This is a genomic window from Pseudomonas sp. PS02288 (assembly GCF_029959715.1).
GTDB classification, from domain to species: Bacteria; Pseudomonadota; Gammaproteobacteria; order Pseudomonadales; family Pseudomonadaceae; genus Pseudomonas_O; species Pseudomonas_O kuykendallii.
This window is the reverse complement of sequence record NZ_JASCPA010000047.1, coordinates 14,502-40,975: the sequence shown is the minus strand read 5'-3', so window position 1 is coordinate 40,975 and position 26,474 is coordinate 14,502. Positions and strand designations below refer to the sequence as shown.

The 26,474-nt window shown below is 65.4% G+C and carries 30 protein-coding genes; 10 read left to right on the top strand and 20 right to left on the bottom strand.

Features of this window, described 5'->3' with window-relative positions:
- Window positions 1–325 precede the first annotated feature (325 nt).
- Together QMX85_RS17410 and QMX85_RS17405 are read left to right on the top strand one after the other, a co-directional pair.
- Window positions 326–562, top strand: coding sequence for a hypothetical protein (locus tag QMX85_RS17410; protein ID WP_090227195.1), 237 nt, complete (start codon window positions 326–328; stop codon window positions 560–562).
- Between the two features lie 78 nt (window positions 563–640).
- A complete protein-coding gene (locus QMX85_RS17405) occupies window positions 641–1,621 on the top strand; it encodes an aldo/keto reductase (protein ID WP_282342944.1) in 981 nt (326 codons plus the stop codon).
- Window positions 1,622–1,719: 98 nt separating this feature from the next.
- Here the strand turns inward: QMX85_RS17405 and QMX85_RS17400 are convergent, their stop codons facing one another.
- A complete protein-coding gene (locus QMX85_RS17400; protein ID WP_282342942.1) occupies window positions 1,720–2,628 on the bottom strand; it encodes a LysR substrate-binding domain-containing protein in 909 nt (302 codons plus the stop codon).
- Between the two features lie 82 nt (window positions 2,629–2,710).
- On the opposite strand from QMX85_RS17400, the gene QMX85_RS17395 reads away from it, so the two are divergent.
- Together QMX85_RS17395 and QMX85_RS17390 are read left to right on the top strand one after the other, a co-directional pair.
- A complete protein-coding gene (locus QMX85_RS17395; protein WP_282342941.1) occupies window positions 2,711–3,913 on the top strand; it encodes an MFS transporter in 1,203 nt (400 codons plus the stop codon).
- Window positions 3,914–4,675 carry an SDR family oxidoreductase gene (locus tag QMX85_RS17390; RefSeq protein WP_282342940.1) on the top strand — a complete coding sequence of 254 codons (762 nt, stop codon included), beginning with the start codon at window positions 3,914–3,916 and terminating at the stop codon, window positions 4,673–4,675. It abuts the gene before it with no gap.
- 50 nt (window positions 4,676–4,725) lie between these two features.
- Here QMX85_RS17390 and QMX85_RS17385 read toward each other — a convergent pair whose 3' ends face one another.
- Window positions 4,726–5,610, bottom strand: a complete 885-nt coding sequence (locus tag QMX85_RS17385; RefSeq protein WP_282342938.1) for a LysR family transcriptional regulator — start codon at window positions 5,608–5,610, stop codon at window positions 4,726–4,728.
- A gap of 131 nt (window positions 5,611–5,741) precedes the next feature.
- On the opposite strand from QMX85_RS17385, the gene QMX85_RS17380 reads away from it, so the two are divergent.
- The 3 genes from QMX85_RS17380 (at window position 5,742) to QMX85_RS17370 (ending at window position 8,007) form a co-directional block, all read left to right on the top strand.
- On the top strand, window positions 5,742–6,512 hold the full coding sequence (locus QMX85_RS17380; RefSeq protein WP_282342936.1) for an enoyl-CoA hydratase/isomerase family protein: 771 nt from the start codon (window positions 5,742–5,744) through the stop codon (window positions 6,510–6,512).
- Window positions 6,513–6,580: 68 nt separating this feature from the next.
- A complete protein-coding gene (locus QMX85_RS17375) occupies window positions 6,581–7,246 on the top strand; it encodes a peroxiredoxin-like family protein (RefSeq protein ID WP_282342934.1) in 666 nt (221 codons plus the stop codon).
- Between the two features lie 41 nt (window positions 7,247–7,287).
- Window positions 7,288–8,007 carry an SDR family oxidoreductase gene (locus QMX85_RS17370; RefSeq protein WP_282342949.1) on the top strand — a complete coding sequence of 240 codons (720 nt, stop codon included), beginning with the start codon at window positions 7,288–7,290 and terminating at the stop codon, window positions 8,005–8,007.
- 309 nt (window positions 8,008–8,316) lie between these two features.
- Here the strand turns inward: QMX85_RS17370 and QMX85_RS17365 are convergent, their stop codons facing one another.
- Together QMX85_RS17365 and QMX85_RS17360 are read right to left on the bottom strand one after the other, a co-directional pair.
- Window positions 8,317–9,099, bottom strand: a complete 783-nt coding sequence (locus tag QMX85_RS17365; RefSeq protein WP_282342932.1) for an SDR family oxidoreductase — start codon at window positions 9,097–9,099, stop codon at window positions 8,317–8,319.
- A complete protein-coding gene (locus QMX85_RS17360; protein WP_282342930.1) occupies window positions 9,096–9,422 on the bottom strand; it encodes a nuclear transport factor 2 family protein in 327 nt (108 codons plus the stop codon). The genes QMX85_RS17365 and QMX85_RS17360 overlap by 4 nt, the downstream gene beginning before the upstream one ends.
- Before the next feature lie 101 nt (window positions 9,423–9,523).
- Here QMX85_RS17360 and QMX85_RS17355 point away from each other — a divergent pair, with 101 nt between their 5' ends.
- On the top strand, window positions 9,524–10,435 hold the full coding sequence (locus QMX85_RS17355) for a LysR family transcriptional regulator (RefSeq protein WP_282342927.1): 912 nt from the start codon (window positions 9,524–9,526) through the stop codon (window positions 10,433–10,435).
- 412 nt (window positions 10,436–10,847) lie between these two features.
- Here the strand turns inward: QMX85_RS17355 and QMX85_RS17350 are convergent, their stop codons facing one another.
- The 16 genes from QMX85_RS17350 to QMX85_RS17275 all read right to left on the bottom strand — a co-directional run bounded on the left by QMX85_RS17350 (window position 10,848) and on the right by QMX85_RS17275 (window position 24,907).
- On the bottom strand, window positions 10,848–11,087 hold the full coding sequence (locus QMX85_RS17350) for a DUF2274 domain-containing protein (RefSeq protein WP_282342926.1): 240 nt from the start codon (window positions 11,085–11,087) through the stop codon (window positions 10,848–10,850).
- Window positions 11,084–12,367 carry a TrbI/VirB10 family protein gene (locus tag QMX85_RS17345; protein ID WP_282342924.1) on the bottom strand — a complete coding sequence of 428 codons (1,284 nt, stop codon included), beginning with the start codon at window positions 12,365–12,367 and terminating at the stop codon, window positions 11,084–11,086. Before QMX85_RS17345 ends, QMX85_RS17350 begins: the two co-directional genes overlap by 4 nt.
- A 2-nt stretch (window positions 12,368–12,369) precedes the next feature.
- Entirely contained in the window at window positions 12,370–13,338 is a 969-nt protein-coding gene (trbG, locus tag QMX85_RS17340) for a P-type conjugative transfer protein TrbG (protein ID WP_282342947.1), read from the bottom strand.
- 32 nt (window positions 13,339–13,370) lie between these two features.
- Window positions 13,371–14,075 (bottom strand): conjugal transfer protein TrbF, encoded by a 705-nt coding sequence (trbF, locus tag QMX85_RS17335; protein WP_282342923.1) that lies wholly within the window; start codon window positions 14,073–14,075, stop codon window positions 13,371–13,373.
- Between the two features lie 24 nt (window positions 14,076–14,099).
- A complete protein-coding gene (gene trbL, locus QMX85_RS17330; RefSeq protein ID WP_282342921.1) occupies window positions 14,100–15,494 on the bottom strand; it encodes a P-type conjugative transfer protein TrbL in 1,395 nt (464 codons plus the stop codon).
- Complete coding sequence (locus QMX85_RS17325) at window positions 15,491–15,793, bottom strand: hypothetical protein (protein WP_282342919.1); 303 nt, start codon at window positions 15,791–15,793, stop codon at window positions 15,491–15,493. Before QMX85_RS17325 ends, trbL begins: the two co-directional genes overlap by 4 nt.
- An 11-nt stretch (window positions 15,794–15,804) precedes the next feature.
- Complete coding sequence (gene trbJ, locus QMX85_RS17320; RefSeq protein WP_282342917.1) at window positions 15,805–16,542, bottom strand: P-type conjugative transfer protein TrbJ; 738 nt, start codon at window positions 16,540–16,542, stop codon at window positions 15,805–15,807.
- Window positions 16,539–18,989 (bottom strand): conjugal transfer protein TrbE, encoded by a 2,451-nt coding sequence (gene trbE, locus QMX85_RS17315; protein WP_282342915.1) that lies wholly within the window; start codon window positions 18,987–18,989, stop codon window positions 16,539–16,541. The genes trbJ and trbE overlap by 4 nt, the downstream gene beginning before the upstream one ends.
- A gap of 11 nt (window positions 18,990–19,000) precedes the next feature.
- The gene (locus tag QMX85_RS17310) at window positions 19,001–19,273 is read right to left on the bottom strand and encodes a VirB3 family type IV secretion system protein (RefSeq protein ID WP_186130483.1); all 273 of its coding nucleotides are present in this window, start codon (window positions 19,271–19,273) and stop codon (window positions 19,001–19,003) included.
- Window positions 19,270–19,653, bottom strand: a complete 384-nt coding sequence (locus QMX85_RS17305) for a TrbC/VirB2 family protein (protein ID WP_167655145.1) — start codon at window positions 19,651–19,653, stop codon at window positions 19,270–19,272. Before QMX85_RS17305 ends, QMX85_RS17310 begins: the two co-directional genes overlap by 4 nt.
- Complete coding sequence (gene trbB / locus QMX85_RS17300; RefSeq protein ID WP_282342905.1) at window positions 19,650–20,696, bottom strand: P-type conjugative transfer ATPase TrbB; 1,047 nt, start codon at window positions 20,694–20,696, stop codon at window positions 19,650–19,652. Before trbB ends, QMX85_RS17305 begins: the two co-directional genes overlap by 4 nt.
- Window positions 20,693–21,157 carry a CopG family transcriptional regulator gene (locus QMX85_RS17295; RefSeq protein WP_094852245.1) on the bottom strand — a complete coding sequence of 155 codons (465 nt, stop codon included), beginning with the start codon at window positions 21,155–21,157 and terminating at the stop codon, window positions 20,693–20,695. Before QMX85_RS17295 ends, trbB begins: the two co-directional genes overlap by 4 nt.
- Window positions 21,154–23,163, bottom strand: a complete 2,010-nt coding sequence (locus QMX85_RS17290) for a conjugal transfer protein TraG (protein ID WP_282342896.1) — start codon at window positions 23,161–23,163, stop codon at window positions 21,154–21,156. The genes QMX85_RS17295 and QMX85_RS17290 overlap by 4 nt, the downstream gene beginning before the upstream one ends.
- A 233-nt stretch (window positions 23,164–23,396) precedes the next feature.
- Entirely contained in the window at window positions 23,397–23,660 is a 264-nt protein-coding gene (locus QMX85_RS17285; RefSeq protein ID WP_282342894.1) for an EexN family lipoprotein, read from the bottom strand.
- Window positions 23,657–24,601, bottom strand: coding sequence for a LysR substrate-binding domain-containing protein (locus QMX85_RS17280; RefSeq protein WP_282342892.1), 945 nt, complete (start codon window positions 24,599–24,601; stop codon window positions 23,657–23,659). The genes QMX85_RS17285 and QMX85_RS17280 overlap by 4 nt, the downstream gene beginning before the upstream one ends.
- Window positions 24,602–24,610: 9 nt before the next feature.
- Window positions 24,611–24,907 carry a hypothetical protein gene (locus QMX85_RS17275; protein ID WP_282342890.1) on the bottom strand — a complete coding sequence of 99 codons (297 nt, stop codon included), beginning with the start codon at window positions 24,905–24,907 and terminating at the stop codon, window positions 24,611–24,613.
- Here QMX85_RS17275 and QMX85_RS17270 point away from each other — a divergent pair.
- A complete protein-coding gene (locus tag QMX85_RS17270; protein ID WP_282342888.1) occupies window positions 24,906–25,127 on the top strand; it encodes a hypothetical protein in 222 nt (73 codons plus the stop codon). The genes QMX85_RS17275 and QMX85_RS17270 overlap by 2 nt on opposite strands.
- 338 nt (window positions 25,128–25,465) lie before the next feature.
- Complete coding sequence (locus tag QMX85_RS17265; RefSeq protein ID WP_282342886.1) at window positions 25,466–26,317, top strand: helix-turn-helix transcriptional regulator; 852 nt, start codon at window positions 25,466–25,468, stop codon at window positions 26,315–26,317.
- Window positions 26,318–26,474 lie beyond the last annotated feature (157 nt).

Below are 26,474 nucleotides of genomic sequence, written 5' to 3'. Positions count from 1 at the left end.
GCTTCGAAGAGGACGGTAACGGCAACCTGGTGTTCGAAGCGAAGTAAACCAGCACTGCAGGACCAGAGGCCGCCGGGGCAACCCGGCGGCCTTTTTCATGGGCGAAGGAATCTCGCCGCAATCGCCCACGCGCAACCGCCGCGCGCCCTTCTCGTGCAGGAGGCTCGGGGCCGAATCGCTGGATACGCTCCGCCGTGCGCCTGGCCCCCAAGCGCTTCTGCACCGCTCAAAAAGCGCCCTGTTTCGCGTACCCTGTCCGCTGCACGGGCGTGCGGCCGCTGGGCGTGCCCCGCCGGCACTTATCTGATTGGAAAGGAGTCCGATGATGACCACACTCGCCTGGCTGTCCTGGCATGCGCTGACCGCGACATTCTGGCTATGGATTCTCTGCTGGGGCGGCGCTCGCGTCGTCGAAGGATGGACGTCGTTCTGGCTGATCCACTGGATGGCGCCGAGCTGGAACGCCGAGCAGATCAGGCTCTACGCGCTGTGCATCCTGGTATTCCAGGCCATATGGTTTCTCATTGGCCTGTTCAAGCCGGAACTGCGCCTATTCATTTGAGCCCAGGCGCCAGGCCACAGGCGCGACGAATACGCCACCGGCGGCCAGAACGCCGCCCTCACCGATCAGGAGAATCGCATGGAGTACCACAAGCTCGGCCGCACCGGCCTCGACGTATCGCGGCTGTGCCTCGGCTGCATGACCTACGGCGTGCCCGACCGCGGCAGCCACCCCTGGACGCTCGACGAGGCGCAGAGCCGGCCGCTGATCCGCCAGGCCGTGGAGGCCGGGATCAACTTCTTCGACACCGCCAACATCTACTCGGACGGCACCTCGGAGGAGATCGTCGGCCGCGCGCTGAAGGAGTTCACCCGCCGCGAAGAAGTGGTGATCGCCACCAAGGTCAACGGCCGCATGCACGCCGGGCCGAATGGCGCCGGGCTGAGCCGCAAGGCGATCATGCAGGAGATCGATAACTCGCTGCGCCGCCTGGGCACCGACTACGTGGACCTCTACCAGATCCACCGCTTCGACTATCAGGTGCCGATCGAGGAAACCCTGGAGGCGCTGCACGACGTGGTGAAGGCCGGCAAGGCCCGCTACATCGGTGCTTCGTCGATGTACGCCTGGCAGTTCGCCTCTATGCTGCACGTCGCCCGCGCCAATGGCTGGACCCGTTTCGCCACCATGCAGAATTACCTCAACCTGCTCTACCGCGAGGAGGAGCGCGAGATGCTGCCGCTGTGCCGGGCCGAGGGTATCGGTGTGATTCCCTGGAGCCCGATGGCGCGTGGCCGCCTCACGCGGCCGTGGAACGAGACCAGCGAGCGCGCGGAAAGCGACCAGTTCGGCAAGTCGCTCTACGCGCACACCGCCGAGGCCGACCGCAAGGTGATCGAGGCGGTGGCGGCGGTCGCCGCGGCGCGCGGCGTACCCCCTGCGCAGGTGGCGCTGGCCTGGGTGCTGGCCAGGCCCGGCGTCAGCGCCCCGATCATCGGCGCCTCGAAACCTCAGCACCTACCCGATGCGCTGGCCGCCCTGCAGCTGACGCTGAGCGAAGAAGAAATCGCCCAGCTCGAGGCGCCCTACGTGCCGCACGCCGTGGTCGGTTTCTCCTGATCGGCGAATCGATCCGCTGCCGGGACCGTGCAGCACCCGGCAGCGTCGACCAGTCACCCCCTAACCGCTGAAACCTTCTCCTGGTCGGACGCCTTGACTCAGGGCTCCACGCCCGAGGGTCGCGAGGCTTCGCTCGCCAGCCAGTCGACGAAGCCCGCGTACAGCTGCGCCGGATCGGCCTGGCGCGGGTAGATCGCCACGTAGCCCGTGCGCGGAACACGGATGTCCGGAAGCGGCATCATCAGGTTGCCGCGGGCGATGTCGATCTCCAGCATCGGCATCGGGCCGATGCCGATTCCCAGCCCATCCTCCAGCGCCTGGCGGGTCACGAAGAAGTGATCGAAGGTCTGCCGTGGCAACCCCGCCAGGTGCTGGAGCCCGGCCGCCTCCAGCCAGTTGTCCCAGTCGCCGGCCCTGGTCTCGCTGGCGAGCAGGTTGTGCCCCTCGATGTCGCGCGGCGCGTGGATCGGTCGCCGGGCGAACAGCGCCGGGCTCATGATCAGCGTGTCGACATCCTCCAGCAGCGGCACGACCTGGTGTTGCGGCCAGAGGTCGTTCCTCGCGACGCCCCGCCGAATCGCCACGTCGACACCGCCGCGCATGTCCTCGACCACGCACGAAACGGTGGTGACCACGACTTCGACGTCTGGATGCTCGGCGTGGTAGCGGTGCAGCCGGGGGATCAACCAGCGCATCGCCAGGCTGGTCGGAGCGCTGACCCGGAGTATCCGCCGCACACCTGGCCGGCCGCAGGCACTCGCGGCGACCGCCAGGCGATCGAACGACAGGCCGACCTCCGCGGCGAAGGCACGGGCCATCGGCGTGGCGACCATGCGGCGGCCTTCCTTGGTGAAGAGCTTTTCGCCCAACCAGCCTTCCAGCGTGGCGATCTGCTGGCTCACCGCGCCATGGGTGACCCCGAGCTGCAGGGCCGCATCGGCGTAGCTGCCCGTGCGGACGGCGGCTTCGAATGCACGCAGCGCATTGAGAGGGGGAAGACGGCGCATAGCGATTCCTTTAGAAAATCTAAAATTTATAGGTGAGAAGATATCGATTTTCAATTTTTTCTATCATATTTACCCTGATTGCATGAAGACGTCACTCGATCTCCGTGCAGCATCGGATTCACCTACCGCCACCACACCCAGGTCCCGCAGCCTGCTGGCCGCCTGTCTGACCCATGCGTTGCATGACGGTTACACGGATGGCCTGTATGCCTTCCTGCCGGTGTGGCAGGCGCAGTTCGGCCTCTCCTACGCGGCGCTGGCGCTAGTTCGCGCGCTCTACTACGGGACCATGGGCGGATTGCAAATCCCGGCGGACCGCATGCTGCGCAACGCGTCGCCGCGGGCGTCGCTGATTCTCTCAACCCTGCTGGCGTCGGCCGGTCTGCTGCTGATGGCCCTGCCGCTCGGCTTCGCAGGCCTGTGCGTCGGGCTGGTCGTGGCCGGGATCGGATCGAGCATCCAGCACCCGAGGGGCTCCATGCTGGTCACCGATACCTATGGGACCGAGTCGCGACGGCCGCTGGGCATCTACAACTTCTCGGGAGATCTCGGCAAGGCGGTGCTGCCGGCGGTGGTCGCGTTGCTGCTGCCGCTTCTGGCCTGGCGACCCGTGCTGGCGTTGATGGCGGTGCTGGGCGTCGCACTGGTGATTGCCCTGCTGGCCCTGGCACCCAGTACGCGCGTGGTCCGCGATGCGCCCGCCCAGGCCAAGGCCGGCCGGGGCCGCGGTGGCTTCGGCATCCTGACGACGATAGGCGCGCTGGATACCGCGACACGCATGGGCTACCTGCTGTTCCTGCCGTTTCTGATCCATGCCCGCGGCGGCGACTCGCCGACGGTGGGCCTGGCGCTGGCGCTGCTGTTCCTCGGCGGCGCCTTCGGCAAGTTCACCTTCAGCGGGCTCGGCGAGCGGCTAGGCGTCGCGAAGTGCGTGGCGCTGGCCGAGACGGTCACCGCATTGCTGATCGTCGGCACGCTGTTCACCCCGCTGCTGCCGACGCTCATCCTGCTGCCGCTGCTGGGGATCGTGCTGAACGGCACCTCGTCGGTCCTCTACGGCACCGTCCCCGAGCTGTCCGATGGGGACACCGGGCGTGCGTTTGCCGTCTTCTATACCAGTGTGATCGGCTCCGGCGGCGTCGCACCGATCCTCTACGGCGCCATCGCCGATCACAGCAGCCAGACGGTCGGCCTGCTGGCCACCGCGGCAACCGCCGCCGCTGTCGTACCGCTGGTGCTTATCCTGAGCCGTTTCATTCCACAGCCCTCACGCGAAGGTGAATAAATGGAAAAGACCTCGGACACTCCTGTCATCCTGATTACCGGCGGAAGCCGTGGCGTAGGCGCGGCGACGGCCCGCCTCGCCGCCGAAAAGGGCTACGACGTCGCCATCAGTTACGTTTCCAACGAGGCCGCCGCTCGGGCCGTGGTGGCCGATATCGAAGCGGCGGGCCGCCAGGCGCTGGCGGTGCGCGCGGACAGCGCCGACCCCGCGCAGGTCACCCAGTTGTTCGAGCGCATCGACCAGCGCTTCAGGCGCCTCGACGTGCTGGTGAACAATGCCGGCATCATCGCCAGACAGTCCCGCCTGGAAGACCTCGGATTCGAGCGGATGCAGCGCATCTTCGCGGTCAATTCGATCGGTCCGATGCTCTGCGCGCAGCAGGCCGCCAAGCGCATGTCCCATCGCCACGGCGGACAGGGCGGCGTGGTGATCAACGTTTCATCGGCATCGGCCAGGCTCGGCAGCCCGAACGAGTATGTTGACTACGCGGCCTCGAAGGGCGCGCTGGAGACCTTCACCATCGGCTTCGCCAAGGAGGTCGCACGGGAGGGAATCCGGGTCAACTGCGTCCGGCCGGGACACATCTACACCGAAATGCATGCCAGCGGCGGCGAACCCGGAAGGGTGGATCGCGTCAAGGACAGCATCCCGATGGGACGCGGTGGCCAGCCCGAAGAAGTGGCCCGCGCGATCCTCTGGCTGGCAAGCGCCGAAGCCTCCTTCGTGACGGGTACCTTCCTCGATGCCACGGGGGGCAAGTAGGCAGCGAGGACGTGCCTTCGTCCCGCCGCCGGCCAGCGCGCCCGTCCGGGTCAACCGCCGTTTCGCATCACGTCCTCGACGAATTCGGCGAACGCGCGGGCCTTGGCCGTGGCCAGGCGCCCGGTCGGGAAGACGGCCCACAGGTCGATGTCGGGAAGCGCCCAGCTCTCCAGCAGCCGCAGCACCCGGCCATCGGCCAGTTCAGGCGCGAACATCCAGTCCGACGCGATGGCGAGGCCCAGGTCGGCAAGCACCGCGGCGCGGATGCCTTCGGCGGCGCTGAAACGCGCCCGGCCGCGCACCAGCACCGAGACTTCCGCGCCCTCGCGGGTGAAGTTCCACACATTGCCCGACTGGCTGAACAGCACCGTTTCGTGATCGGCGAGGTCGGCGGGAACCCGCGGCACGCCGGCACGCGCGAGGTATCCGGTGGTGGCGAACACCGAGCGCGGCGAGGACGCCAGCCTCCGCGCCACCACGCTAGAGTCGGCCAATGCGCCCATCCGCAACGAGACGTCGATGCCTTCGGCGAGCAAATCGATCGTACGATCGTCCAGCACCACGTCCACTTCTAGATCGGGGTGCGCGGCGAGGAAGCGCGGCAAATGCGGGATGACGTGCAGGCGCGCGAAGGTGGGTGCCGCCGAAATGCGCAGCCGCCCGGACAGACCGGTGCCCGCGCCGCGTGCGGCCAGTTCGGCCTCGTCCGCCTCCTGAAGTGCGACGCGCGCACGCTCGTAGAAGCGCACGCCGGCTTCCGTCGGCGTCAGCCCGTGGGTGGAGCGCAGCAGCAGCTTTACGCCCAGCCGTTGTTCCAGTTGTGCGACGGTCTTCGATACCGCCGGCTGCCCGACCTCCAGCACGCGGGCAGCCGCGGAGAAGGAACCAGCCTCCACTACTCGCACGAATGCAGTCATCGCCAGCAAACGGTCCATTTTATTCCCCAGTGGAATAGAGGTTATCTCCACATCATATCTGCCATTCCATCTAGCGGGTATCCACAATCTCGATCACGGTCTTTCAGCCCTTCTGCTGAAAACAACCTCCCCTCGATAAGGAATCCGCCATGCCCCGCTTCGACACTTACCAGAACGCCTATCCCAACGCCCGCCTGACCCGCTCTGCCGAGGGCGTGCTAGAAATCGCCCTGCACAGCGACGGCGGCAAACTGGTCTTCAACGGCCACACCCACGAGCAGTTCGTGGACCTGTTCCTCGACGTCGGCAGCGATCCCGACAACCGCGTGGTCATTCTCACCGGCACCGGCGATGCCTTCATGGATGCCATCAACCCCGACGGCTTCGACTTCTTCACTCCGCGTGGCTACGACAAGATCTTCCGCGAGGGCAAGAAGGTGCTGATGAATCTCCTCGACATCGAGGTGCCGCTGATCGCCGCGCTCAATGGCCCGGTGCTGCTGCATTCGGAGTACGCGCTGCTGGCCGACATCGTGCTGGCCACGCCGGAAACGGTGTTCCAGGACAAGCCGCATTTCGACTTCGGCATCGTCCCCGGCGATGGCGTCAACCTGCTGTGGCCGGAGGTCATCGGCAGCGTGCGCGGCCGCTACTTCATCCTGACCCGCCAGCAGCTCGATGCGCAGACCGCCAAGGACTGGGGCGCGGTGAACGAAATCGTGCCCGCCGACCGCCTGCTGGCGCGCGCCCATGAGATCGCCGGCGAACTGGCGAAGCTGCCGCCGCTGACCAGCCGCTACACCCGCATCGCCCTGACCCAGAAGCTGCGCCGGATCGTCGACGAAGGCGCCGGCTACGGCCTGGCGCTGGAAGGCATCAGCGCCGCGGAAGTGGCGCGCTCGATGAATCCGTCCGCCTGATCGTCATGGCAGGTGGACCGCGGCGCGGACCGCCTGCCGCTCCCCGTCCTTTTCCCGGAGAACGCCCCATGTCACTGCAAGACAGACTCGATGCCTTCAAGGCCGACTTCCAGGCCGGCAAGCCGCCGTACAACGTGCCGCCCTCGGTCATCGACACCATGCACCGCGCCACCGCCGAGCTGATCGCCTCGGGCGCGGCGCAGAACGCCCTTAAGGCGGGCAACCCGGCGCCCACCTTCACGCTCGACGATCCGGACGGCCATCCTGTGTCGTCCGCCGACCTGCTGCGCAAAGGCCCGCTGGTGGTCACCTTCTACCGCGGCGTCTGGTGCCCCTACTGCAATCTGGAACTGCAGGCGCTGCAAGCCGCGCTGCCGGACATCCGCGCCGCAGGCGCCCGCGTGCTGGCCATCTCGTCGCAGGTGGCCGCCAACAGCCGCAAGTCGGTGCGCCAGAACGCCCTGGAATTCCCGATCCTGTCGGACCCGCACAACGACGTGGCCGCCGCGTTCGGTCTGCGCTTCGAGTTGCAGGATTACCTGGTCGAACTCTACAAGTCGTTGAAGAATGACCTGCCTGCGTTCAACGGGGATCCGAGCTGGACGCTGCCGATGCCGGCGCGCTACGTGATCGCGCCGGACGGCACCATCGTCTATGCCGAGGTCAACCCCGACTACACACGCCGCCCCGATCCGGCGGAAATGCTGCCGGCCATCCGCAAGGCCGCGCTCTGAACCACCCAATGCCGCTCGCCGCGGGCGAGCGCGAAGGAGCAATCATGTCCCGTACCTTTCTCATCAGCGGCGCCAGCAAGGGCATCGGCCTGGCGCTCTCGACACGGCTCGCCGCCGCCGGCCACCACGTCGTCGGCCTCGCGCGCAACGCGCCGGCGAGTTTTCCCGGCACCTTCGTCGCCGTCGACCTCGGCGATGACGAGGCCACCCGCGCCGCGCTGGACGACATCGCCCAGCGCTTCTCGCTCGACGGCGTGGTGAACAACGTCGGCCTGGTCAATCCCGCGGCGCTGGCGGAGGTGACCCTGCCCGCGCTGGATGACGTCATGCGCGTCAACCTGCACTCCGCTTTGCTGGCTACCCAGGCCGCATTGCCCGGCATGCAGGCGCGCGGCTGGGGCCGCATCGTCAACATCTCCAGCCTGACCGTGCTCGGCATGCCCCAGCGCACGGCTTACGCGGCGGCGAAGGCCGCATTGGTGAGCTTCACCCGCAGTTGGGGACTGGAGCTGGCCGGTAGCGGCATCACGATCAACGCCGTGGCACCCGGCCCGACCGAAACCGAACTGTTCCGCGCCAACAACCCGCCGGGCAGCGAAGGTGAGCGGCGCTACCTGTCGGGCGTACCGATGGGACGCTTCGGCAAGCCGGACGAGATCGCCGCGACCATCGCCTTCCTGCTGTCGGACGACGCGGCCTTCATGACCGGGCAGACGCTGCACGTCGATGGCGGCGCGTCTCTCGGACGCGCCGCGTTCTGATGCAAAGCGACGCGGCGTGTGCGTGAAGCGTCGCGCAGAAGCACGGTGCCCTGCCGCGATGGCCGGGCGCCGCGATCACGCCCACTCGATCGGCGACAGGCCTCACAACCCCATGGTCGGTCAGCGAGCCGACTCGAGCGCTGAAAGCCTTCAGCGCCTGTTGGATCAACGTCTTTGCATCGATTGCGGTGAACCTGGCCGGCACTGAAAGCGCCAGCCGTACGTATCAGGCAGCTCGATAATCACCGCGGCCCTCGCCCGAAAGATCCGGACGAAGGATTCGCCCTCGTCAGCCTGTGGCGGCTGTTGCTACATCGTGGGAACGGTGCCGCCGTCGATCCGGTACTCGGCCCCTGCGATCGAAGCGGATCGTGGGGACGCCAGGAAGGCGATTAAATCGGCAACCTCGTCGGGTTTGGCGGGTCGGCCCACGGGAATTCCGCCCAGCCAATCCATCACGATTTTCTTGCCACCCTCGTAGTCCGTTCCCGCCTCCGCGCCCATCCGCTCCGCGAACGCGACGGACGCTTCGGTCTCGATCCAGCCCGGTGCAACGCTCAACACGCGAATACCTTTGGGCGTAACTTCGCGTGCCAGCGCCTTGCTGTAGGTGGTGAGGGCGCCCTTGGCCGCGGCGTAGGCGGTGGTGGACTCGGGCAGAGGCAACACGCGCTGGATCGAACTGACGTGGATGATGACGCCGGAGCCTTGCGCCAGCATCGAGGGCAGCAGCGCACGATCCAGGCGTACGGCGGGCATCAAATTCAGATTCAGCTCGGCGAACCAGTGTTCATCACTGATCGCAGCGAAACCGCCCCCTGGAGTGTTCGAACCGCCCAGCACGTTGATCAGGATGTCGACGCCGCCCCACGCCTGCAGGACGGCCTGGGCAAGGTGTTGGGTTCCCTCCGCCGTCGACAGGTCGGCAGCCACGTAGGTAACCCCCTCCACCGGTTGCGCTGGCACAGTGCGCGCGGAGGTCATCACCCGAGCGCCGGCCTCCGCAAGGGTCTTCACGACTGCAGCGCCAAGGCCCAGCGTGCCGCCGGTAACCACTGCACGCAGGCCGGTCAGACGAAGGTCGAAGCTCATACCGTGACCTCCAGCGAGGCGATCAGGCCGCGTTCCAGGCGAAAACGGTAAGACAGCACGATCGGGCTGCCAGGGAAGTTGCCGCTACAGTTGGCGCGGACGAGCTGGACTCCATCCTCCCTCTCAATGGCGAACGGCACGCTGGTCGCGCTGTACTTGGCCGATGCCTCGGCCATGAAGACCTTGATCGCGTCGATGCCCGTGTAGGTGTGGCCGTCGTCCTTCATAACGGCCTGGGCCGTGAAGCACTGCCCCAGGGCTTCAGCGTCGTGTTCGGCCGCGAAGTACGCGGCAATCGGCTCGGGAAGGGTCAGGGCATTCATGTTTTGGCTCCATGGGATCAGTGAGGGCCTCAGGATGCGCGCCGACGTAAAGTCAGTGAATGCCCTAGAATCTGGATAGGTTGTTTAGGAAAAAATACATAATGCGTGGATCCGACTTCGCCGAGCTCAAGGCCTTCGTCGCCATCGTGGAGCGCCAGAGCTTTGCCCGAGCTGCCGAGCATCTGGGCCTGTCGCCTTCGGCACTCAGCCAGACCATCCGTCAGCTCGAAGGCCGCATGGGCGCTCGCCTTCTGAATCGAACGACGCGAAGCGTCGCGCCCTCGGCCAATGGCGAACTGCTGTACAAGCGCATCGCTCCGCTGTTTCGGGAGATGGCTGCAGCAGTCGCCGAGGCCAGCGAAGCGACGGGACAGATGAGCGGCACGCTGCGCATCAACACGCTGGGGATCGCAGCGAGAACCCTCATTGCGCCGCGGCTTTCACGCTTCCACCACGAACACCCCGATGTGGTTCTCGACATCGTGGTCGACGACGCGCTTTCCGATATCGTCGCGGGCCGCTTCGACGCGGGCATCCGCGTCGGTGGTCAGCTGGAGAAGGACATGGTTGCCGTCCGCCTCACGCCGGACCTGAACATGGTCGCCGTGGCGTCCCCGGACTATCTCGCGCGTCGAGGAACGCCCAAGTCGCCTGCCGATCTGCATGGCCATGCCTGCATCAACTGGCGGCTGCAAATGGATGGCAGGCACTACCGCTGGGAGTTCGAGAAACGAGGGCAACGACTCGAAGTGGCGGTGGACGGCCCCGTCGTCACCAATCACGCCGACATCGGCATCGCGGCCGCGCTCAACGGGCTCGGCATTGCCTATCACTTCGAGCGGGATGGCGTGGGCGAACTCCTGGCCCAGGGACGGCTGGTGCAGGTCCTGGCGGACTGGTCGATTTCACGCCCGGGGCTGTTCCTCTACTACCCGAACAGGCAGCATCGACCCGCCCTGCTCGGCGCGTTCATCGACTGCCTTCTGGATCGAAAGCCGTTCGATCGGCTCTAGGCCCTGAGAAGAACCGGGGATTGAGCGTGGCGTGGCATCGGATGCAGTAGTCCCCCGTGCCACGCCATAAAAAACCATGCTTGGCGATGCAGAACGCTACCTGAACTTGCCAGACCCAAAAAGCCAAAAGCCCGCGATTTACGCGGGCTTCAGGGCTTTTTACCAGATCGTGCCGGGCAGTGCCGGACGCGGGTTCATTCCCACTCCATCATCAATAGGTCTCGCAAGCCCGAGTGGTTAAAGGGATTTGCGATGATCGACATGGGCCACTACCGTCGCTTTTACCGTCATCCGAAAAGAGCTTTGTATGGTGCGGAAGATGGAGGAACTTGAGGGGCGACGACTCTGGCAATTCCATCGTCAATCATCCTCTAGGATAGCGCAGACAAGCGCAGCGGTCTTCCTCCAATCCTCACTTCGTCGATGGCTTCGGCGTTGCCTGCCCTCCCCTCTTGAAGCCACGATCCCCTGCCATAAACGCCTCAAGCATATGCGGAATCAGCACAGCGGCATCCACGGCCTCGCCATACGTCTGCGCGTGCAGCGCGGCGTAGTGGTCAAGGTCGGCTTTCAGGTTGGCCGGGCAGGCAAAGGTCAGCTTCGTAGATTCGGTTTTCGGTAGCGGGCCGAGCCGCAGCTTGCGCGTCGTCATCGTGAAATTCCCTTGTTGAAGAACAACGGCTGGTAGGGCCGCAGCACCAGATCCCGGTTGGCGATGATGCGAACCGGCAGGCCCGGCCGTTCGGTCAAGGTGGGCTGGATGTTGAGATTGCGCCGGGTCATCTCCTGCCCGACCTGATTAATGCTGTCCTGCGCGCTGTCGCGCCCGGCAATGATGATGCGGTCGCCGTCCTGGCGGTTCTCGGGCGCGGCCAGCTCGGCGCCGACGCCCAGCAGCGTGGTCAACGCCGCGCCCGCGAAGATGCGGCCCCAGTGGTAATCCACGTCGTCTTCCAGCCCGGCATAGCCGGCCGGGTCGACTCCGACCAGGTTGTCGAGCGTGAGCGAAGACGTGTCGGGCAGGATGATCCGGTTCCACACTACCTGCACGCGGCTCTGCCCATAGCTCACCTGGCTGTTGTACTTGCCCAGGATGCGCGAACCCTGCGGAATCAGCAGGAAGCGCCCGGTGGCCGTGTCATAGACCGGCTCCGTGACCGTGGCGATCACGTCGCCCGGCAAGTCCGACTTGATGCCCGTCACCAGCGCCCCGGCGATGACCGTCCCGGCCATCACCTGATACGGCGAACCCGGCAGCGTCAGATTGCCGGAATTACGGGTTTCCGCAGTTCCGGCTTTCTGGAACGCCTCTTTCTGGTCTTGCCGGTTCTGTATCGCCGTCGGATCGGCAGGCTGGGCCGCCGTCGAGGCCGGCCCGGCGGCCATCGGGTCGAATGCCGCATTGGCGGCGAAGCCCGGCGCGGCGGCGGCCTGCGACTGCGCCACCGGCGCGGCCTTCTGCGTGCCAGAGCGGAAGAACACCGATGAACCCGCGGCCGCTTCGGCTTCCTTGCGCAGGGCGTCGTTGGGATCGTTGCCGGGGGCCGCATAGGCGGCCGTCACCGGCTGCTGCGACTTGACGATGGCCGGGCCAAGATCGCCCGGCAGCGGCGGCCCCAACTCGGGCACCGTGGGCGGCAAGGCCGGCGGCAGCTTGGAGTAATCCGCCGGCAGCGCATCCAGCCCTTCGGACTTGGAGACACGATCGACGTTGTAAAGCTCGGCCTGGTCGTTGGCCCCGCGCCGCTGCGGTTGCAGCGACCACATCAGCGCGCCGAGCACAGCGACCGACAGGAAGCCAGCGAGGATGGCCAGCGTGCGCCGGTTCAGGCGCGTGACCGGGCGCGGCTGGGCGCGCAGCGCCACCGCCTCGGGCGCGATCTTGCCCGCCGCCTGCGAGGCGGCAAGGTCGGGCGTGTCTTCTTGGCTCATGGTCAGTTCCTCCGCGCCACGCCCTCGGTGCGCTCGATCCGCACCACGTCACCGGCATCGGCGCCCAGGCGCAGTTCGGCCGCGCCAAAGAGGCGATCCACGATGTAGTACGGTGAGCGGAAACGATAGTTGACGAGCTGGCCGTCACCCTGCGCGCCGATGACGAACAGCGGCGGCAGTTCGCCTTGCGCGATACCCGGCGGAAACTGGATATAGACCTTCTCGCCATCATCGAAAGCTCGCTGCGGTTTCCACGGTGGATTGCTGCCGCTGATTGCGTAGCGAAAACGGATCTTCTCCAACGCCAGTCCGGTATCGACCGGCGCGGCGGCGCTGGCCGCCTGCGACTGGCGCTGCAAGGCCAGCATCCGGTCTTTCGGGTAGTCCCATGACACCGACGCCATCCACGCCTTTTCGGTCGAGGTCAACTCCAGCAGGTACGTCCTGCGGCTGGTGGTGATGACCAGATTGGTTTTCAGGCCCGAGCGGGTGGGCTTGACCAGCACGTTGACGCGCAGCGCCTCGCCGCTGCCGCTGGACGTGTCACCCACGATCCAGCGCACGGTGTCGCCAGCGGCGACCGTCACCAGTTCCTCGCCAGGCTGGAGCGAAACCACGGTGACGCGCCCCGGCGCCGCATAGACCTGATACAGCGCGCCGTCGCTGTAGGGCCACACTTGGATCGCGTTGACGTAGCCCTCGCGAGTCGGCGCGATGCGCGCCTCGGCGTTGGCACGCGAGACGCGCACCTTCTCGTCGGCCGGCTCCGGCGCGGGCGCTGCTTCGTCCACCTCCGGTAGCGGCTTCAACTGCGCGGGCAGCGCCAGCGGCTCGGGCACGGCGACGACTTCGACCGGCTTGGGCGGCTCGGGCAACGGCTGCGCCTGCACCGGCTCATCGAGCGAGATGGTCGGCGGCGGCCTGCCCTGCGAGGCGCAGCCCAGCAATGACGACGTGGTGGCCGCGAACATCAGCACGAAAGCGTAAAAGCGGAAAGGCAGGTTCATGGCTTGGCTCCTTCGGAAGAATCCAGTTCGCGGCTCCACGACAGGCCGTTGACGTAGATCCCCAGCGGGTTCTTGCGCAGGCGCTGTTCGGTACGCGGGGTTTGCAGGACGATGGAAAGCACGGCATTCCAGCGTTCGGTGCCAGCGGGTGCGCCATTGACGAACCGCTGCTCCGTCCAGCGGACGTTGAACGAGGCATCGCTCGCGCGCGTGACGCTGGTGATCTGCACCGTCACCGACTCGCGGCCGACGCGGGCGAACGGATCGTTCTTGCTCGCGTAGTCGTTGAGCACGGCCGCGCCCTTGTCGGTGGTGTAGTCATAGGCATCGAGCCAGTTCTGCCGCACGACGATGGGGTCGATGGACAGCGAACGCACCAGCGTCACGAAGCGCGCCAGGTGATGCGCGATCTGCGCATCGGCAGGCCGGTACGGCGTGGCGGCCTCGCCCACGGTACGCACCTGGCCGGATCGATCGACTTCGATGACGTAGGGCGTCACGATGGACTGCGCCGAGCGCCAGACCAGGCCGCCCGCCATCAGCAAGGCCAGCACCAGGCAGCCGAAGGCCATCAGTCGCCAATTCTTCGCCTGCACACGGGCCGAGCCGATACGCTCGTCCCACACCTGCGCGGCGGCCTGATACGGGGTGGCAGGCTGCGGCGTATCGGCATAGCGCACCTGCGGTCGTTTGAATCGCATGGTCAGTTCTCCTTGTGAATCGCTTTAATCGTCTGAGCCGCGCAGGCTCGGGCCTTGCCCGGAGCCGCCGCCATCGCCACCGCGCAACGTGTGTGCGGCAGTGGTCGCGGCATGGGTGATCTGCTGGCGGCGGTGCATCCGCTTGGCCCATGCGGGCTGCTCTTGCTTCTGCGAGCTGGCGGCGCCGTCTGCGGCTTCGCCTGCGGCCGCTTGGCCGGAGCCAGCCGCACCGGGCGCAGCGCCGCTACCTGCCTCTGTGCCGTTCCATCCAGCACGGAAAGAGCCGGTCATCTTCTGTGCAGCGCCGGACGCCCCGGATGCGGCGCTGCGCCCGGCAGCCTGCGCGCCGGTCTTGGCGACATTGCCCAAGCCGGCCATCGCACCCTTGGCCCCTCCGCCCGCAGCGGCGGAACCGGCCTGGAACGCCGAGCGTGCGCTACCGGCCGCCGAGGTGGCGGCACGCGCACCGGCGCCGGCCAGCTTCGCGGCTGCCGGCGCCATGCGTGCCCCGGCCACGACCGCACCGCCCACGCCCGTCGCGGCAGCACCAATGGCAACGGCCGTGCCGGTGGCGCCAATGGCAGCACCGGCCATCGCGCCTGCGCCAAGCTGCGGCGCACCGGACACCAGGCCGGTTGCGATGCCCGGCCCATAGATGCCCAGCGCCAGCAGCGCGAGCGAGGCCAGCATCACGACAAGGGCGTGGTCGATGGAGGGTTCGTCGGGGTGAACCTGGAACTCCGCGAACAGGCCCGAGCCGATGCCGACGATGACGGCCAGCACCAAGACCTTGATGCCCGATGACACCACGTTGCCCAGCACTTTCTCGGCGAGGAACGAGGTCTTGTTCCACAAGGCGAACGGCACCAGCACGAAGCCCGCGAGCGTGGTCAGCTTGAACTCGATCAGCGTGATGAATAGCTGGATCGCCAGCACGAAGAAACACAGGATGACGGTGAGCCAGGCGAGAAACATCACCACGATGGGGTCGATGTTCACGAAGACTTCGGGGAAGCCCGCCATGTCGCCGATCTGCTCCAGAATCGGTGTGCCCGCGTCGATGCCGGTCTTGGCCAGCCGCCCCGGTTGCAGGAAGTTCTCCATCGTCATGGCCGAGCCGGTGGCCGTCAGGCCCAGCCCGGCGAACGAGCGAAAGACGATGCCGGCAAGCCAGTTGAAGTTGCCGATGATGTAGGCGAAGGCGCCGACGTAGAGCACCTTGCGCAGCAGCTTGGCGATCACGTCCTCGCCCTGGCCGGTGGCGTGGCTCATGGCCCAATACAAGCCGGCGATGGTCATGTCGATGACGATCAGCGTAGCCGTCAGGAACGCCACTTCGCCTTGCAGCAGCCCGAAACCCGAGTCGATGTAGCGCGAGAACGTATCGAGGAAACGGTCGATGATGGTCACGTCGTTCATGGCGCGTCCCCTCCAATGGGTTCATCGAAACTCGCCGGAATCGGTGGCAGTTCGGCCAGCGTCCGGTATTCATCCGGCCCGGCCTGGCCGGAGAAGAAGCGCCGCCGGAAGGCGTCGGCGGCGGCTCGGCAGTCGTCTTCGCCCTCGGCCTGCCGGTCGGCCGCGCACTGCGCACGCAACGCCTTGAGCCGCGCGGGATCTGCGGTCAAAGCGTCGGCCAGGCTCTCGGCCGACTGCTGGCCGCAGGCGGTCAGTAGCACGGCCAGCAGCGAAACCGACAAGACGGGAGCGCATCGCATGGCCGCCTCCGTCAGTTGTTGTAGAAATTGACGGACTGCGGCGTGTACGGCGTGCCGCTGCCGAGGAAGCGCCGCCGCACTTCGCGGGCGCGCTCGGTCGCCGCCGCCTGCCGCGCCAGTTCCAGCGAGGCCGCCCGGTCTTGCGTGATCTGGAGCTGCTGGGACTGGATCGACTGCTTGGCCTGCAAGGCAAGAAGCTGGTTGGTCGCCTGCTGCGCCTGCAAAGCGCCGGTGGCCGATTGGCTCTGGCCCACGAGGTCGGCCAGCGCGCTTTCGTCTTGGGCCAGGTTCTGCGACACCTGCGCCTGCATCCGCATCGCGGTATGCAAGCCATCGAGCGTGTTCTTCCAGCGTTCGCGAGCGTCCTGCGCCATGCGGTCGCCGCTGATGGTCGCGGCGTACTGCTCGGGGTAGAGACGGGCGAACGTGGCATCCATGCTCTGCACGTCATAGGCCAGCCCTTGGGCCTCGGCGATCAGGCGCTCGGTGGTGGCTAGCGTCGAGCTCAGGCGGTTGACGATGTTGAAGTCCAGGCTCGCGAGATTGCGCGCCTGGTTCATCAACATCTGCGCTTCGTTCTGAAGCTGATTGATCTGGTTGTTGATCTGCTCCAGCGTGCGGATGGCGGTGAGCGTGTTCTGCACCAAGTTGACGGGATCAACGAAGGTCAGCGCCGCCGCCGGCTGGGCGAGCATCAGCGAGCCGGCCAGCGCGGCGGCGAGCGAAGCGGAAAGCACACGGGTCTTCATGGCGAAATCTCCAGTGATTGGGAGTTGAGGAACGAAGCCGCCCCAGGTGAGGACGGCAGCAGGTCGGCGGCCCAGTCGAGGCCGCGATGGCGCAGCCACGCGCCGGCGAAGCCGGGAGTGCCGGCCTGTGTCAGCACGCGATCCATGTCGCGTTGGTCTTGCGGTGTGGATGCGCCCGCGAAGGCGAGCGCGGCCGGCCCCAGGTCGAGGTCGAACAGGCGATTGCCGAGGCGCGATTGGTAGTAGTAGTCGCGCTTGGGCTGCGCGGTGGCGACGATTTCGATTTGCCGGCTGTTGAGGCCGAAGCCCTCGTAGATCGTGCGAATCTGCGGCTCGGTGGCCTGCGGGTTAGGCAAGAAAATCCGACTCGGGCAGCTCTCGATAATCGCTGGCGCAATGCTCGAATCCTTGATGTCGGCGAGCGACTGCGTGGCGAAGATCACCGACACGTTTTTCTTGCGCAGCGTCTTCAACCATTGGCGAATGCGCGCGGCAAAAGACGGCTCATCGAGGAACAGCCACGCCTCATCGAGAATCAGCAGCGTGGGCGCACCGTCGAAACGTTCATCGAAGCGGGCGAACAGGTAGCGCAGCACCGCTTGCACGGCGGCGGGGCTGTGCATCAGTTCTTCCATCTCGAAGCCCTGCACGTCACCGAAGCCGAGACGATCGGTGTCCGCGTCCAGCAGCTTTCCGTGCGCGCCGCCGAGCACATAGGGCGCGAGTGCCTGCCGTAGCGCGTTCGATTGCAGCAGCACGGAAAGCCCGGTGAGCGTGCGTTGCTCAACAGGCGCCCCGGCCAGGCTGCCCAGCGCCGACCAGATGACCGCCTTCTCGTCCGGGCCGACCGTCACGCCTTCGTGCAACAGGCGGCCTTCCACCCATTCCCCCGCCCAGGAGCGATAGCTTTCCCGGTCGATCCGCGCGAGCGGCTGGAAGGCAATGCCGCCATCGGCACCCAAGTCGTAGTGCTCGCCGCCCAGGCCCAGGATGGTGGCGCGCATCGAGCGGCCCATATCGAAGGCGAACACGCGCGAGCCGCGATAGCGGCGGAATTGCTGCACCAGAATGGCAAGCAACACCGACTTGCCCATGCCAGTCGGGCCGGCGACCAGCGTGTGCCCCACGTCGCCGATGTGCGTCACCAGCCGGAACGGCGTGGCGCCATCGGTGCGGGTGACGATCAGCGGCGGGCCATCGAGGTGGCCGTTCTTCTCCGGCCCCGCCCATACGGCGGACAGCGGCATCATGTGCGCCAGGTTCAGCGTCGAGACGATGGGCTGGCGCACGTTGGCGTAAGCGTTGCCGGGGATGGACGACAGCCACGCATCCACGGCGTTCAGCGTTTCGGGGATGGTCACGAACCCGCGTCCTTGGATGACGCGCTCCACCATGCGCAGCTTTTCGTCGGCCGCGGCCGGATCGGCATCGAGCACCGTCACCGTTGCAGTGAAGTGACCGAAGGCCACCTGATCGCCACCCAGCTCCTGCATCGCGGCATCCGCGTCGGCCGCCTTGTTGCTCGCGTCGGTATCGACCAGCGGGCTTTCTTGCTGAAAGATCGTCTCGCGCAGCAGCGCGATGACGTTCTTGCGCTTGGCGAACCATTGGCGGCGCAGGCGGCCGAGTTCCTTTTCCGCTTCGGCTTTGTCCAGGCAGAGAAAGCGCGTGCTCCAGCGGTAGGCGAAGCCCAGGCGGTTGAGGTCGTCCAGCAGGCCCGGCCAGGTCGAGGTCGGAAAGCCCCGCACCGACACCACGCGCAGGTGCTGGTCGCCCAGCGTGGGCGCCAGACCGCCGACCAGCGCGGAGTCGGTCAGCAGCGCGTCGATGTGGAACGGCACCTCCGGCACGGCCACCGGATAGCGCCGCGTGGACACCGTGGCGTGCAGGTAGGTCAGCGTCTGGGCGTCATCGAGCCAGGCGATTTCCGGCATCACGCCATCGAGCAAGTCGAAGACACGATCGGTTTCCGCCACGAAGGCATCGAGCCGGCCGCGCCAGTCCACGCCATCGCCGGGCGCGTTCTCGTAGAGCAGCTTGGCCGCGCGGGCGCGCGATTCCTCGGGCGGCAGGTAAGCCAATGTCAGGTGATAGCCGCTCTCGAAGTGATGCACCGATTCCTCGAAGGCCGCGCGGCGTTCCTCGTCCACGAGCCAGGACAGCGGTTCGGGAAAGTCGGAGTGTGGGTAGTCCGCCGCCGGCCGGCGCTCGGCCTCAATGAACAAGGCCCAGCCCGAACCCAGCCGGCGCAGCGCGTTGTTGAGCCGCGCCGAAGTGGCGATCAGTTCGCCTTGCGTGGCACTGTCCAGATCAGGCCCGCGAAAGCGCGCCGTGCGCTGGAAACTGCCGTCCTTGTTCAAGACGACGCCCGGCGCGATCAGCCCGGCCCACGGAAGCCAGTCAGCGAGCAAGGCCGGGCGCTGGCGGTATTCGGCAAGGTTCAGCATGGCGGCGTCCCCTACACGTCCAGCAGCGGTTTGTGCTTGATGTGCCGGGCGAAGACCTGCATGAACTGCGGATCGATGCGCGCGCCCCAGACCGCCAGCGAATGGCCGACGATCCAGAGCACCGCACCGGGAATCCACAGTTGCAGGCCCAGCCCGACGGCGGCGGCCAGCGTGCCGTTGGCGATCGCCACAGTGCGCGGCGCACCGCCCATCAGGATTGGCTCGGTCAGCGAGCGATGCAGCGGCACCTCGAAGCCTGCCGCAAAGGCATCCGGGGCGCTCATACGACCGCCCCGCCGGAGAATGAAAAGAACGACAGGAAGAACGAGGACGCCGCGAACGCGATGGACAGGCCGAACACGATCTGGATCAGCTTGCGGAAGCCGCCGCTGGTATCGCCGAAGGCCAGCGCCAGGCCGGTGGAAATGATGATGATGACCGCGACGATGCGCGCCACCGGCCCCTGGATGGATTCGAGGATCGAGGTCAGCGGGCCTTCCCAGGGCATCGAGGAACCGGAGGCTTTCGCCGTGCCGGCCGTCATCAGCATGATGGCGGCCAGCAGCAGGCCATGCTGCGCCGGCGCGGCCAGGCGCCGCAGGCACGCGAAGGCCGAAGCCGGATTTACGGAAATGCGGAAAGCAAGAATGTGCATCTGCGTCATAGCAGTTCTCCAGAGGATTCAGGGGACGGGGAAGAAACTGGCGGCAGCTCGGGAAACGGTGTTCCCAGCGCATCCGCCATGCGATAGCCCACGCCGTCGAAGCTGACGACGCGGGCGATGCTTTCGACGTGGCGCTTGCGGCCACGCCCGGCAATGTGGATGACGACGTTGATGGCCTCGGCGATCAACGCGCGCGGCGGATTCACCGCCACTTCAAGGATCAATTGCTCCAGGCGCAGCAGTGCGCCCAAGGCGGAACCGGCGTGGATGGTGGCGATGCCGCCAGGGTGGCCGGTGCCCCACACCTTGATGAGATCCAGCGCCTCGCCCCCGCGCACCTCGCCGACGATCACGCGATCAGGACGCAGGCGCATCGTGGCGCGCACCAGCTCCTGCAGCGACACGACGCCTGCGCGCGTGCGCAGCGGCACATGGTCGCGAGCGGCGCATTGCAGCTCGATGGTGTCTTCGAGCACCAGCACGCGGTCGCCTGTGGCAGCGATTTCCGCGAGCAAGGCATTCGCGAGCGTGGTCTTGCCGGTACTGGTGCCGCCGGCGATCAGGATGTTCTGGCGCTCGCGCACGGCGCGGCGCAGGAAGTCGGCCTGGCCGGCAGTCAGGATGCCGTCGGCCACATAGCGATTCAGGCCGATGATGCTCACGGCCCGCTTGCGCAGCGCGAACGCCGGCCCCGGCGCTGCCGGCGGCAAGATGCCCTCGAAGCGTTCGCCCGTCTCGGGCAATTCAGCGGTCAAGAGCGGCTGGCCGCGATGCACTTCCGCGCCAACGTGGGCGGCGACAAGGCGGATGATGCGTTCGCCGTCGGCTTCGGGCAGCTCGACGCCCAGCGGTGCGCGGCCCGACGACAGCCGATCCACCCACAGGGTGCGATCAGGGTTGAGCATGATTTCCACCACGTCCGGGTCTTCGAGCGCGGCGGCGATCAGCGGCCCCATTGCCGTGCGCAGCATCTGGATGCGGCGATCCTGTGAAGTGGTGGCCGACGAGCGTGGTTCGGGCGGGACCTGCGGAACGGCACTCATGAGGCACGCTCCTGCGCTTCCGCCAGCGCCGCCGCGTCATCCATCCGCATCGGGTCGGGATGGAGTTCTTCCACCACGTCGCGCACCAGACTGCGGCCGCGCAGCAGGTGCCTGCCGAGCTGTTCGATGAACTGCTCGAAACGCGCCTTGCCCTGGGCACGGGCCGCGTCCTGATGCGCCTCGGGCACCGGCGTGCTGACGGTCAGGAAGTAGCGGATGAACAGCGCCAGCGTTTCGATCTGGATGTTCTGGTCGCGCTCCAGTCGTTCGGCCTGCCGCGACAGTCGATCCAGTCGCTTGGCAATGGCGGCTTCGCGCTGGTCGCCCGCGTCAGGCGACAGCCAGGACGCGAGCGCCGCCGCGACGATGCTGGATTTCGAGACGCCTTTCTTGGCGGCGAGTTCTTCCAGCCGCTTGGCGTGCTCGTGCTGGATGAAAAGGTTGAGGCGGTATTGGCTCATAGGTCGATTCCGTCGTTAGGGTCGAGAGAGGCCAGCCGCGCCGTGCGCTGCATGGCCGGGTTAAGCTGGCCGGGGAGCGAGGCCGAAGAAGGCAGCGGCAGGTCGTCGTCGTCATCGAGCAGCGCGAGGTCATCGGGCGCATCCAGCTCGGGGTCGTAAGCGACGGATTCGGAGAGTTCGGGTTGGCGGCCCGGGCCGCCGTCGTCGGCGCCACCCAGGTCATCGACTGAGGCCGTGGCTGATGCGGCGGGCACGACGGGGATCGCCAGGCCACTCCAATCGTCGGCGCGGGCCGGTGGCACGTCGGCGTACTGCCCATCCGCGAGAGCTGGCGGGGGCAGCACGCGCTGCTTGAAATTGGCGTCGGTGTAGTAGCGCAGCTTCTTGGCCTTGATCGGCGCCACGCTGGACACCATCACCACGGATTCATCGGGCGGGAGTTGCATCACTTCGCCCGGCGTCAGCAGCGGGCGTGCGGTCTCCTGCCGCGACACCATGAGATGCCCGAGCCACGGCGCGAGCCGGTGGCCGGCGTAGTTGCGCTGCGCGCGCAGTTCCGTTGCCGTGCCGAGCGTTTCTGAAATGCGCTTGGCGGTGCGTTCGTCGTTGGTGGCGAACGTCACTCGCACATGGCAGTTGTCGAGGATGGAATGGTTCTGCCCATACGCCTTGTCGATCTGGTTGAGCGACTGCGCGATCAGGAAACTGCGGATGCCGTAGCCGGCCATGAAGGCAAGCGCCGTCTCGAAGAAGTCGAGCCGGCCCAGCGCCGGAAACTCATCGAGCATCAGCAACAGCTTGTGGCGGCGTTCGATGCCGTCGCTGCCATCGAGCGATTCAGTGAGACGTCGCCCGATCTGGTTCAAGATGAGCCGGATCAACGGCTTGGTGCGGCTGATGTCCGAAGGCGGCACCATCAGGTACAGCGAAACGGGATGCTCGGACGCAATCAGGTCGGCGATACGCCAGTCGCAGCGTGAAGTGACTTCGGCCACCGTGGGGTCGCGGTACAAGCCCAGGAAGCTCATCGCGGTGGAGAGCACGCCAGACCGCTCGTTGTCGCTCTTGTTGAGCACTTCACGCGCGGCGGACGCGACAACCGCGTGCGGTGCATCGCCCAGGTGCTTCGTCGTCATCATCCGATGCAGCGTCAGCTCGAACGGGCACGCCGGGTCGCTGAGGAAGTTGGCAACGCCGCGCAGCGTCTTGTCCTCGCCCGCATACAGCACATGCAGGATGGCGCCGACCAGCAGCGCGTGCGAAGTCTTCTCCCAGTGATTGCGCTTCTCCAGTGCGCCTTCGGGGTCAACGAGAATGTCGGCGATGTTCTGCACGTCGCGCACTTCATGCGCGCCGCGCCGCACTTCCAGCAGCGGGTTGTACGCGGCCGACTTCGCATCGGTGGGGTTGAACAGCAGGCAATGCGAGAAACGCGAACGCCAACCGGCGGTGATCTGCCAGTTCTCGCCCTTGATGTCGTGGATCACTGCCGATGCGGGCCAGGACAGCAAGGTCGGCACCACCAGGCCCACGCCTTTGCCCGAGCGCGTGGGCGCGAACGTCAGGACGTGTTCCGGGCCTTCATGACCCAGGTACTGGCCGGCATGCAGGCCGAGAAGGACGCCGGCAGACTGCATCAGCCCGGCCTTGCGAATGTCGGTGGCGTTGGCCCAACGTGCCGAGCCATAGGTCGTGACCAGGCGCGATTGCCGCGAACGCCACACCGACATGGCGATGGCAACCACCACGGCGACCAGGCCGCTGCCGCCCGCAATGGCACCGCCTATGTCGAAGACGTGCGGCGCGTAGGCATCGAAAAAGAACCACCACTCGAACAGCCGCCAGGGGTGATAGACCGGCATTCCGAAGAAATCAAACCAGGGCGAGCCAAGGCGTAGTTGGTAGGCCAGAGCGGCGGCTGTCCATTGCGTTGCACTCCACACACCCGCGATCACGATGCTGAAAACAACCACGATCTGCCCGAACAGCACGCCCTGAGCTTGCATTGACTGGCCTCCGATTTCCCTGCGCTGATTCCTCGTTTAAAAGCGGCACAGGGACGTGCCGCTTAGAGGGAGGATCGGTGCCGGGTGGGTGCCGGTCAAAGACCGCTATCGAAAGCAAGATGATGCAAAAAGCATCGTTCCAGGCTGGAGCGAAACCAATAGAAACGCCGCAGGTGCGAGCGCGCTGCGGCGTGTTTGGCGAAGAGGAAGAATAATTTGTGAAGGACTAACGACTAGAACTTAGGTGGCGCCTCGGGCGGGGTATAGGTCGTGTTGCCGTCGCCATAGAACCGCTTGCGCGTGGCTTCTGCCACGCGGTTGCAGAGGACGTCGCCAAGCGACGCACGGTCTGTCTTGCACCGCTGACGCAACTCCTTCAAACGCGCCGGATCGGCTGCCAATTCCTCCACAGTCGGCACAGTGATTTTTCTTGGTGTCTTCTGCGGGCCACAAGCGGTCAGCATCACGGCGAGCAAGAGAAGCATTGGTCTCCTCATAGGTCGGCTTCCTCCAGTGGATCGGTGTCGGGTGGCACGGTGAGCTTCGTGCCTTCCGGCAAGTCGATGGCCCGAACACGTTCAATGAATCGGGACAGCACTTCAGAAAAATCGCCCTCACGATGCAGCAAGTAGGTCGTGAGCATGGGCGAGCGGCCTGCTAGAGGCCGAGCCACCACACCAGGTTCGCGGCTAGAAGCGATATGAGGCGCACCAGCCAACCCCAGGGCAAAGCCCGCCGAAACCAGCGCCATCATCAAATCAAACGAGGGAACACGTTCGGCAACCAAGGGCTCCCGTTCGGAGTGACGCAGCACTCGATCAACCTGCCGTGCGTGGCCTTCGCACGCTTGCGGGTCGGACAGCACTAGCGGGAATTGCAGCACTTCGTCCAGTGGAATCCGCTTATGCTTGAGCAACGGATGTCGAGCCGGTACTGCCACCATCAACGGATCATTCCAGACCGCCTCCGCCGCGACGCCTTCGCCTACTTCAGCGGATTGGGAAAAGCCCACATCGTACAAGTCTTCGTGCAGGCCTTTTATCTGCTGCGACAGCGGTACCTGAAAAAGTCGAAGATCCACCTCGGGCTCTTCTTGCCTGCACATTGCAAGCAAGGAAGGTAGGCGCGATGGCGTGATGCCGTCGGATAGCGCGATGCGTAACTGGCCATTGAAGCCGTTGGCTGCCGCCTTCACGCTATCACGGGCCTGTTCCAGAGCGGCGAACACACGCGGCACATGCTCAAGGAACAGTTTCCCCGCCCGCGTCAACTTCGTACTACGGCTAGTGCGGACAAACAGCTGGTCGCCCAGGTCGTCTTCCAACTCTTTGATGGTACGGGAGAGCGGCGATTGCTCGATGTGCAGCTTCTCGGCCGCTCGGGCAAAATGCAGTTCTTGGGCGACGGCCAGAAAGCAACGAAGATGGCGCAACTCCATGCCTTATCCTCACTTCCGTAGCCAGCCAATCGGCTGAAGACTCCCCGATTTCCAGCGCGTCTCCTGCACGCTAGATGCGTCGCCTGTAAATCGTGCCGGGTCTTCATGCCGTGAAACAGCCTCCTCATAGACCCACTGCTCCAACAGGTGGAAACAGTCGACGGATGTGCCGCTTTGCGCGACGCAATGGTCTATATAGCCCGACACCTGGAGGCCGGCCTCGCTCAATGTCAACACTACGGCACTTAGTCCCCCAATGCGCCCCTCCGACGCTTGCAGCGGGACGATGGGATTGGTAGCCGGCATGTCCATGCTCCTTGATATACGTTTCATGAGCGGATCAAGTCTTGCTGCGCAACAAACACCGCAAAGACGCTCGCGCCAGCATTCCAAGCGCAACGCCCGGTCGCGGCGCCAGCGCTTTCCTCTGCTCAACGATCAGACTGCCACCCACCATTTCGCCAGCGCGATGCCCACAACGTCTATCGCAAAGGCAGAATTCAACGTGCGCTGCATGCTGCGTTGAGCGTTCTTTAGCATCCCAGCTTTAGAGCGGCGACAGGCAGTAGGCCTGCTCGTCCCAAGCGAACGGCTACTGCAACGCCGCTCATTTCATGGCAACAGCGCGGCGCGGCCAGACAACCAACTTCAATGGCCAACATGCGCCGCAGCGCCACCGACAAGCGAAGCTGGACAGCTCAACGGCAGCAGTAGAGAAGGCCACCTAGCGCACCGAGTTTTGCATCACGCGGGAGTCTGCATCAGCACGATACACAAACGAGGACTAGCCGCCATTGCGCAACTTAGCCATAATACTTTTCATTTAGGCCAACCGCTAACCCTCATTGGAGTTCGATGCACGTCATGGCAAGCATCTGCATCACTGATAAGACAGAAACCAGGGATTTCGACAATGTGCCTCGCGCTGTTGTAGCTCTTAGAGCTGCCTCTGTAGGAGATAACTGGGAGCATGCAACGCATCAGCATCGCAAAGCGCAACTGCTCTACTCCGTCCGAGGCGTGCTCAATTGCGAAGTCGAAGCCGGCGTTTGGATCGTGCCGCCGCAATGTGCTGTATGGATTCCAGGAGACTTGCCTCATTCTGTATGGGGCTCGGGTGAAACGGAATGCTATTGCTTGTTCGTAGAGCCCACCGCCGCATCCGGTCTGCTGAAAAGATGCTGCACGATTTCAGTTTCGCCATTGCTACGTGAATTGCTGTTGAGGGTGGCTGGCTTTCCCGAGTTGTACGCACCCGGGAGTCGTGAGGACCGGCTCGTTGCCACACTACTGGATGAGTTGGCAACTGCTCCCGTGGAAGACCTCCACCTGCCGATGCCACATGATCCACGGTTACGCCACCTTGCAGAATTGCTGCTAATCGACCCCACGGATAAAACATCAAAGAGCAACTGGGCTGTTCGCATCGGCATGAGCGAGCGGAGTATGAGCAGGCTTCTCATGCACGAGGTCGGCATGAGCTTTGGACGCTGGCGCCGGCAGTTGCACGTGATCCTTGCACTCCAGCGCCTTACCAAGGGCGAAAGCGTGCAAACGGTAGCGTTGGATTTGGGCTATGAAAACGCCAGCGGATTCATCACTATGTTCCGAAAGGCGGTAGGAAAGCCGCCAGCAAGGTACCTATCAGAAAGAACTACCGACACGGACAGTGCGGGCTTGCGCGGCATTGTGCTTCCTGATCAGAAATCGTCATGACCGCAAAGGCCTAGCAATCGGGGAGCCTCGAAAGGCATCCGTGGAAATTGGCCTAACTGGATAATAAATTGGCTTAACTTCGCCATCGAGACTACGGCATCTCGTCGTTAAATATCGCATCCAAATACAAATGAGTCTTGTTTGATGCTGCGCTATT

Excerpts from the sequence above, each read along its gene's own strand:
- QMX85_RS17410 (WP_090227195.1), top strand. The coding sequence starts at position 326 with ATGACCACACTCGCCTGGCTGTCCTGGCATGCGCTGACCGCGACATTC.
- QMX85_RS17405 (WP_282342944.1), top strand. The coding sequence starts at position 641 with ATGGAGTACCACAAGCTCGGCCGCACCGGCCTCGACGTATCGCGGCTG.
- QMX85_RS17400 (WP_282342942.1), bottom strand. The coding sequence starts at position 2,628 with ATGCGCCGTCTTCCCCCTCTCAATGCGCTGCGTGCATTCGAAGCCGCC.
- QMX85_RS17395 (WP_282342941.1), top strand. The coding sequence starts at position 2,711 with ATGAAGACGTCACTCGATCTCCGTGCAGCATCGGATTCACCTACCGCC.
- QMX85_RS17390 (WP_282342940.1), top strand. The coding sequence starts at position 3,914 with ATGGAAAAGACCTCGGACACTCCTGTCATCCTGATTACCGGCGGAAGC.
- QMX85_RS17385 (WP_282342938.1), bottom strand. The coding sequence starts at position 5,610 with ATGGACCGTTTGCTGGCGATGACTGCATTCGTGCGAGTAGTGGAGGCT.
- QMX85_RS17380 (WP_282342936.1), top strand. The coding sequence starts at position 5,742 with ATGCCCCGCTTCGACACTTACCAGAACGCCTATCCCAACGCCCGCCTG.
- QMX85_RS17375 (WP_282342934.1), top strand. The coding sequence starts at position 6,581 with ATGTCACTGCAAGACAGACTCGATGCCTTCAAGGCCGACTTCCAGGCC.
- QMX85_RS17365 (WP_282342932.1), bottom strand. The coding sequence starts at position 9,099 with ATGAGCTTCGACCTTCGTCTGACCGGCCTGCGTGCAGTGGTTACCGGC.
- QMX85_RS17360 (WP_282342930.1), bottom strand. The coding sequence starts at position 9,422 with ATGAATGCCCTGACCCTTCCCGAGCCGATTGCCGCGTACTTCGCGGCC.
- QMX85_RS17355 (WP_282342927.1), top strand. The coding sequence starts at position 9,524 with ATGCGTGGATCCGACTTCGCCGAGCTCAAGGCCTTCGTCGCCATCGTG.
- QMX85_RS17350 (WP_282342926.1), bottom strand. The coding sequence starts at position 11,087 with ATGACGACGCGCAAGCTGCGGCTCGGCCCGCTACCGAAAACCGAATCT.
- QMX85_RS17345 (WP_282342924.1), bottom strand. The coding sequence starts at position 12,367 with ATGAGCCAAGAAGACACGCCCGACCTTGCCGCCTCGCAGGCGGCGGGC.
- trbG (WP_282342947.1), bottom strand. The coding sequence starts at position 13,338 with ATGTTCGCGGCCACCACGTCGTCATTGCTGGGCTGCGCCTCGCAGGGC.
- trbF (WP_282342923.1), bottom strand. The coding sequence starts at position 14,075 with ATGCGATTCAAACGACCGCAGGTGCGCTATGCCGATACGCCGCAGCCT.
- trbL (WP_282342921.1), bottom strand. The coding sequence starts at position 15,494 with ATGAACGACGTGACCATCATCGACCGTTTCCTCGATACGTTCTCGCGC.
- QMX85_RS17325 (WP_282342919.1), bottom strand. The coding sequence starts at position 15,793 with ATGCGATGCGCTCCCGTCTTGTCGGTTTCGCTGCTGGCCGTGCTACTG.
- trbJ (WP_282342917.1), bottom strand. The coding sequence starts at position 16,542 with ATGAAGACCCGTGTGCTTTCCGCTTCGCTCGCCGCCGCGCTGGCCGGC.
- trbE (WP_282342915.1), bottom strand. The coding sequence starts at position 18,989 with ATGCTGAACCTTGCCGAATACCGCCAGCGCCCGGCCTTGCTCGCTGAC.
- QMX85_RS17310 (WP_186130483.1), bottom strand. The coding sequence starts at position 19,273 with ATGAGCGCCCCGGATGCCTTTGCGGCAGGCTTCGAGGTGCCGCTGCAT.
- QMX85_RS17305 (WP_167655145.1), bottom strand. The coding sequence starts at position 19,653 with ATGACGCAGATGCACATTCTTGCTTTCCGCATTTCCGTAAATCCGGCT.
- trbB (WP_282342905.1), bottom strand. The coding sequence starts at position 20,696 with ATGAGTGCCGTTCCGCAGGTCCCGCCCGAACCACGCTCGTCGGCCACC.
- QMX85_RS17295 (WP_094852245.1), bottom strand. The coding sequence starts at position 21,157 with ATGAGCCAATACCGCCTCAACCTTTTCATCCAGCACGAGCACGCCAAG.
- QMX85_RS17290 (WP_282342896.1), bottom strand. The coding sequence starts at position 23,163 with ATGCAAGCTCAGGGCGTGCTGTTCGGGCAGATCGTGGTTGTTTTCAGC.
- QMX85_RS17285 (WP_282342894.1), bottom strand. The coding sequence starts at position 23,660 with ATGAGGAGACCAATGCTTCTCTTGCTCGCCGTGATGCTGACCGCTTGT.
- QMX85_RS17280 (WP_282342892.1), bottom strand. The coding sequence starts at position 24,601 with ATGGAGTTGCGCCATCTTCGTTGCTTTCTGGCCGTCGCCCAAGAACTG.
- QMX85_RS17270 (WP_282342888.1), top strand. The coding sequence starts at position 24,906 with ATGTCCATGCTCCTTGATATACGTTTCATGAGCGGATCAAGTCTTGCT.
- QMX85_RS17275 (WP_282342890.1), bottom strand. The coding sequence starts at position 24,907 with ATGCCGGCTACCAATCCCATCGTCCCGCTGCAAGCGTCGGAGGGGCGC.
- QMX85_RS17265 (WP_282342886.1), top strand. The coding sequence starts at position 25,466 with ATGGCAAGCATCTGCATCACTGATAAGACAGAAACCAGGGATTTCGAC.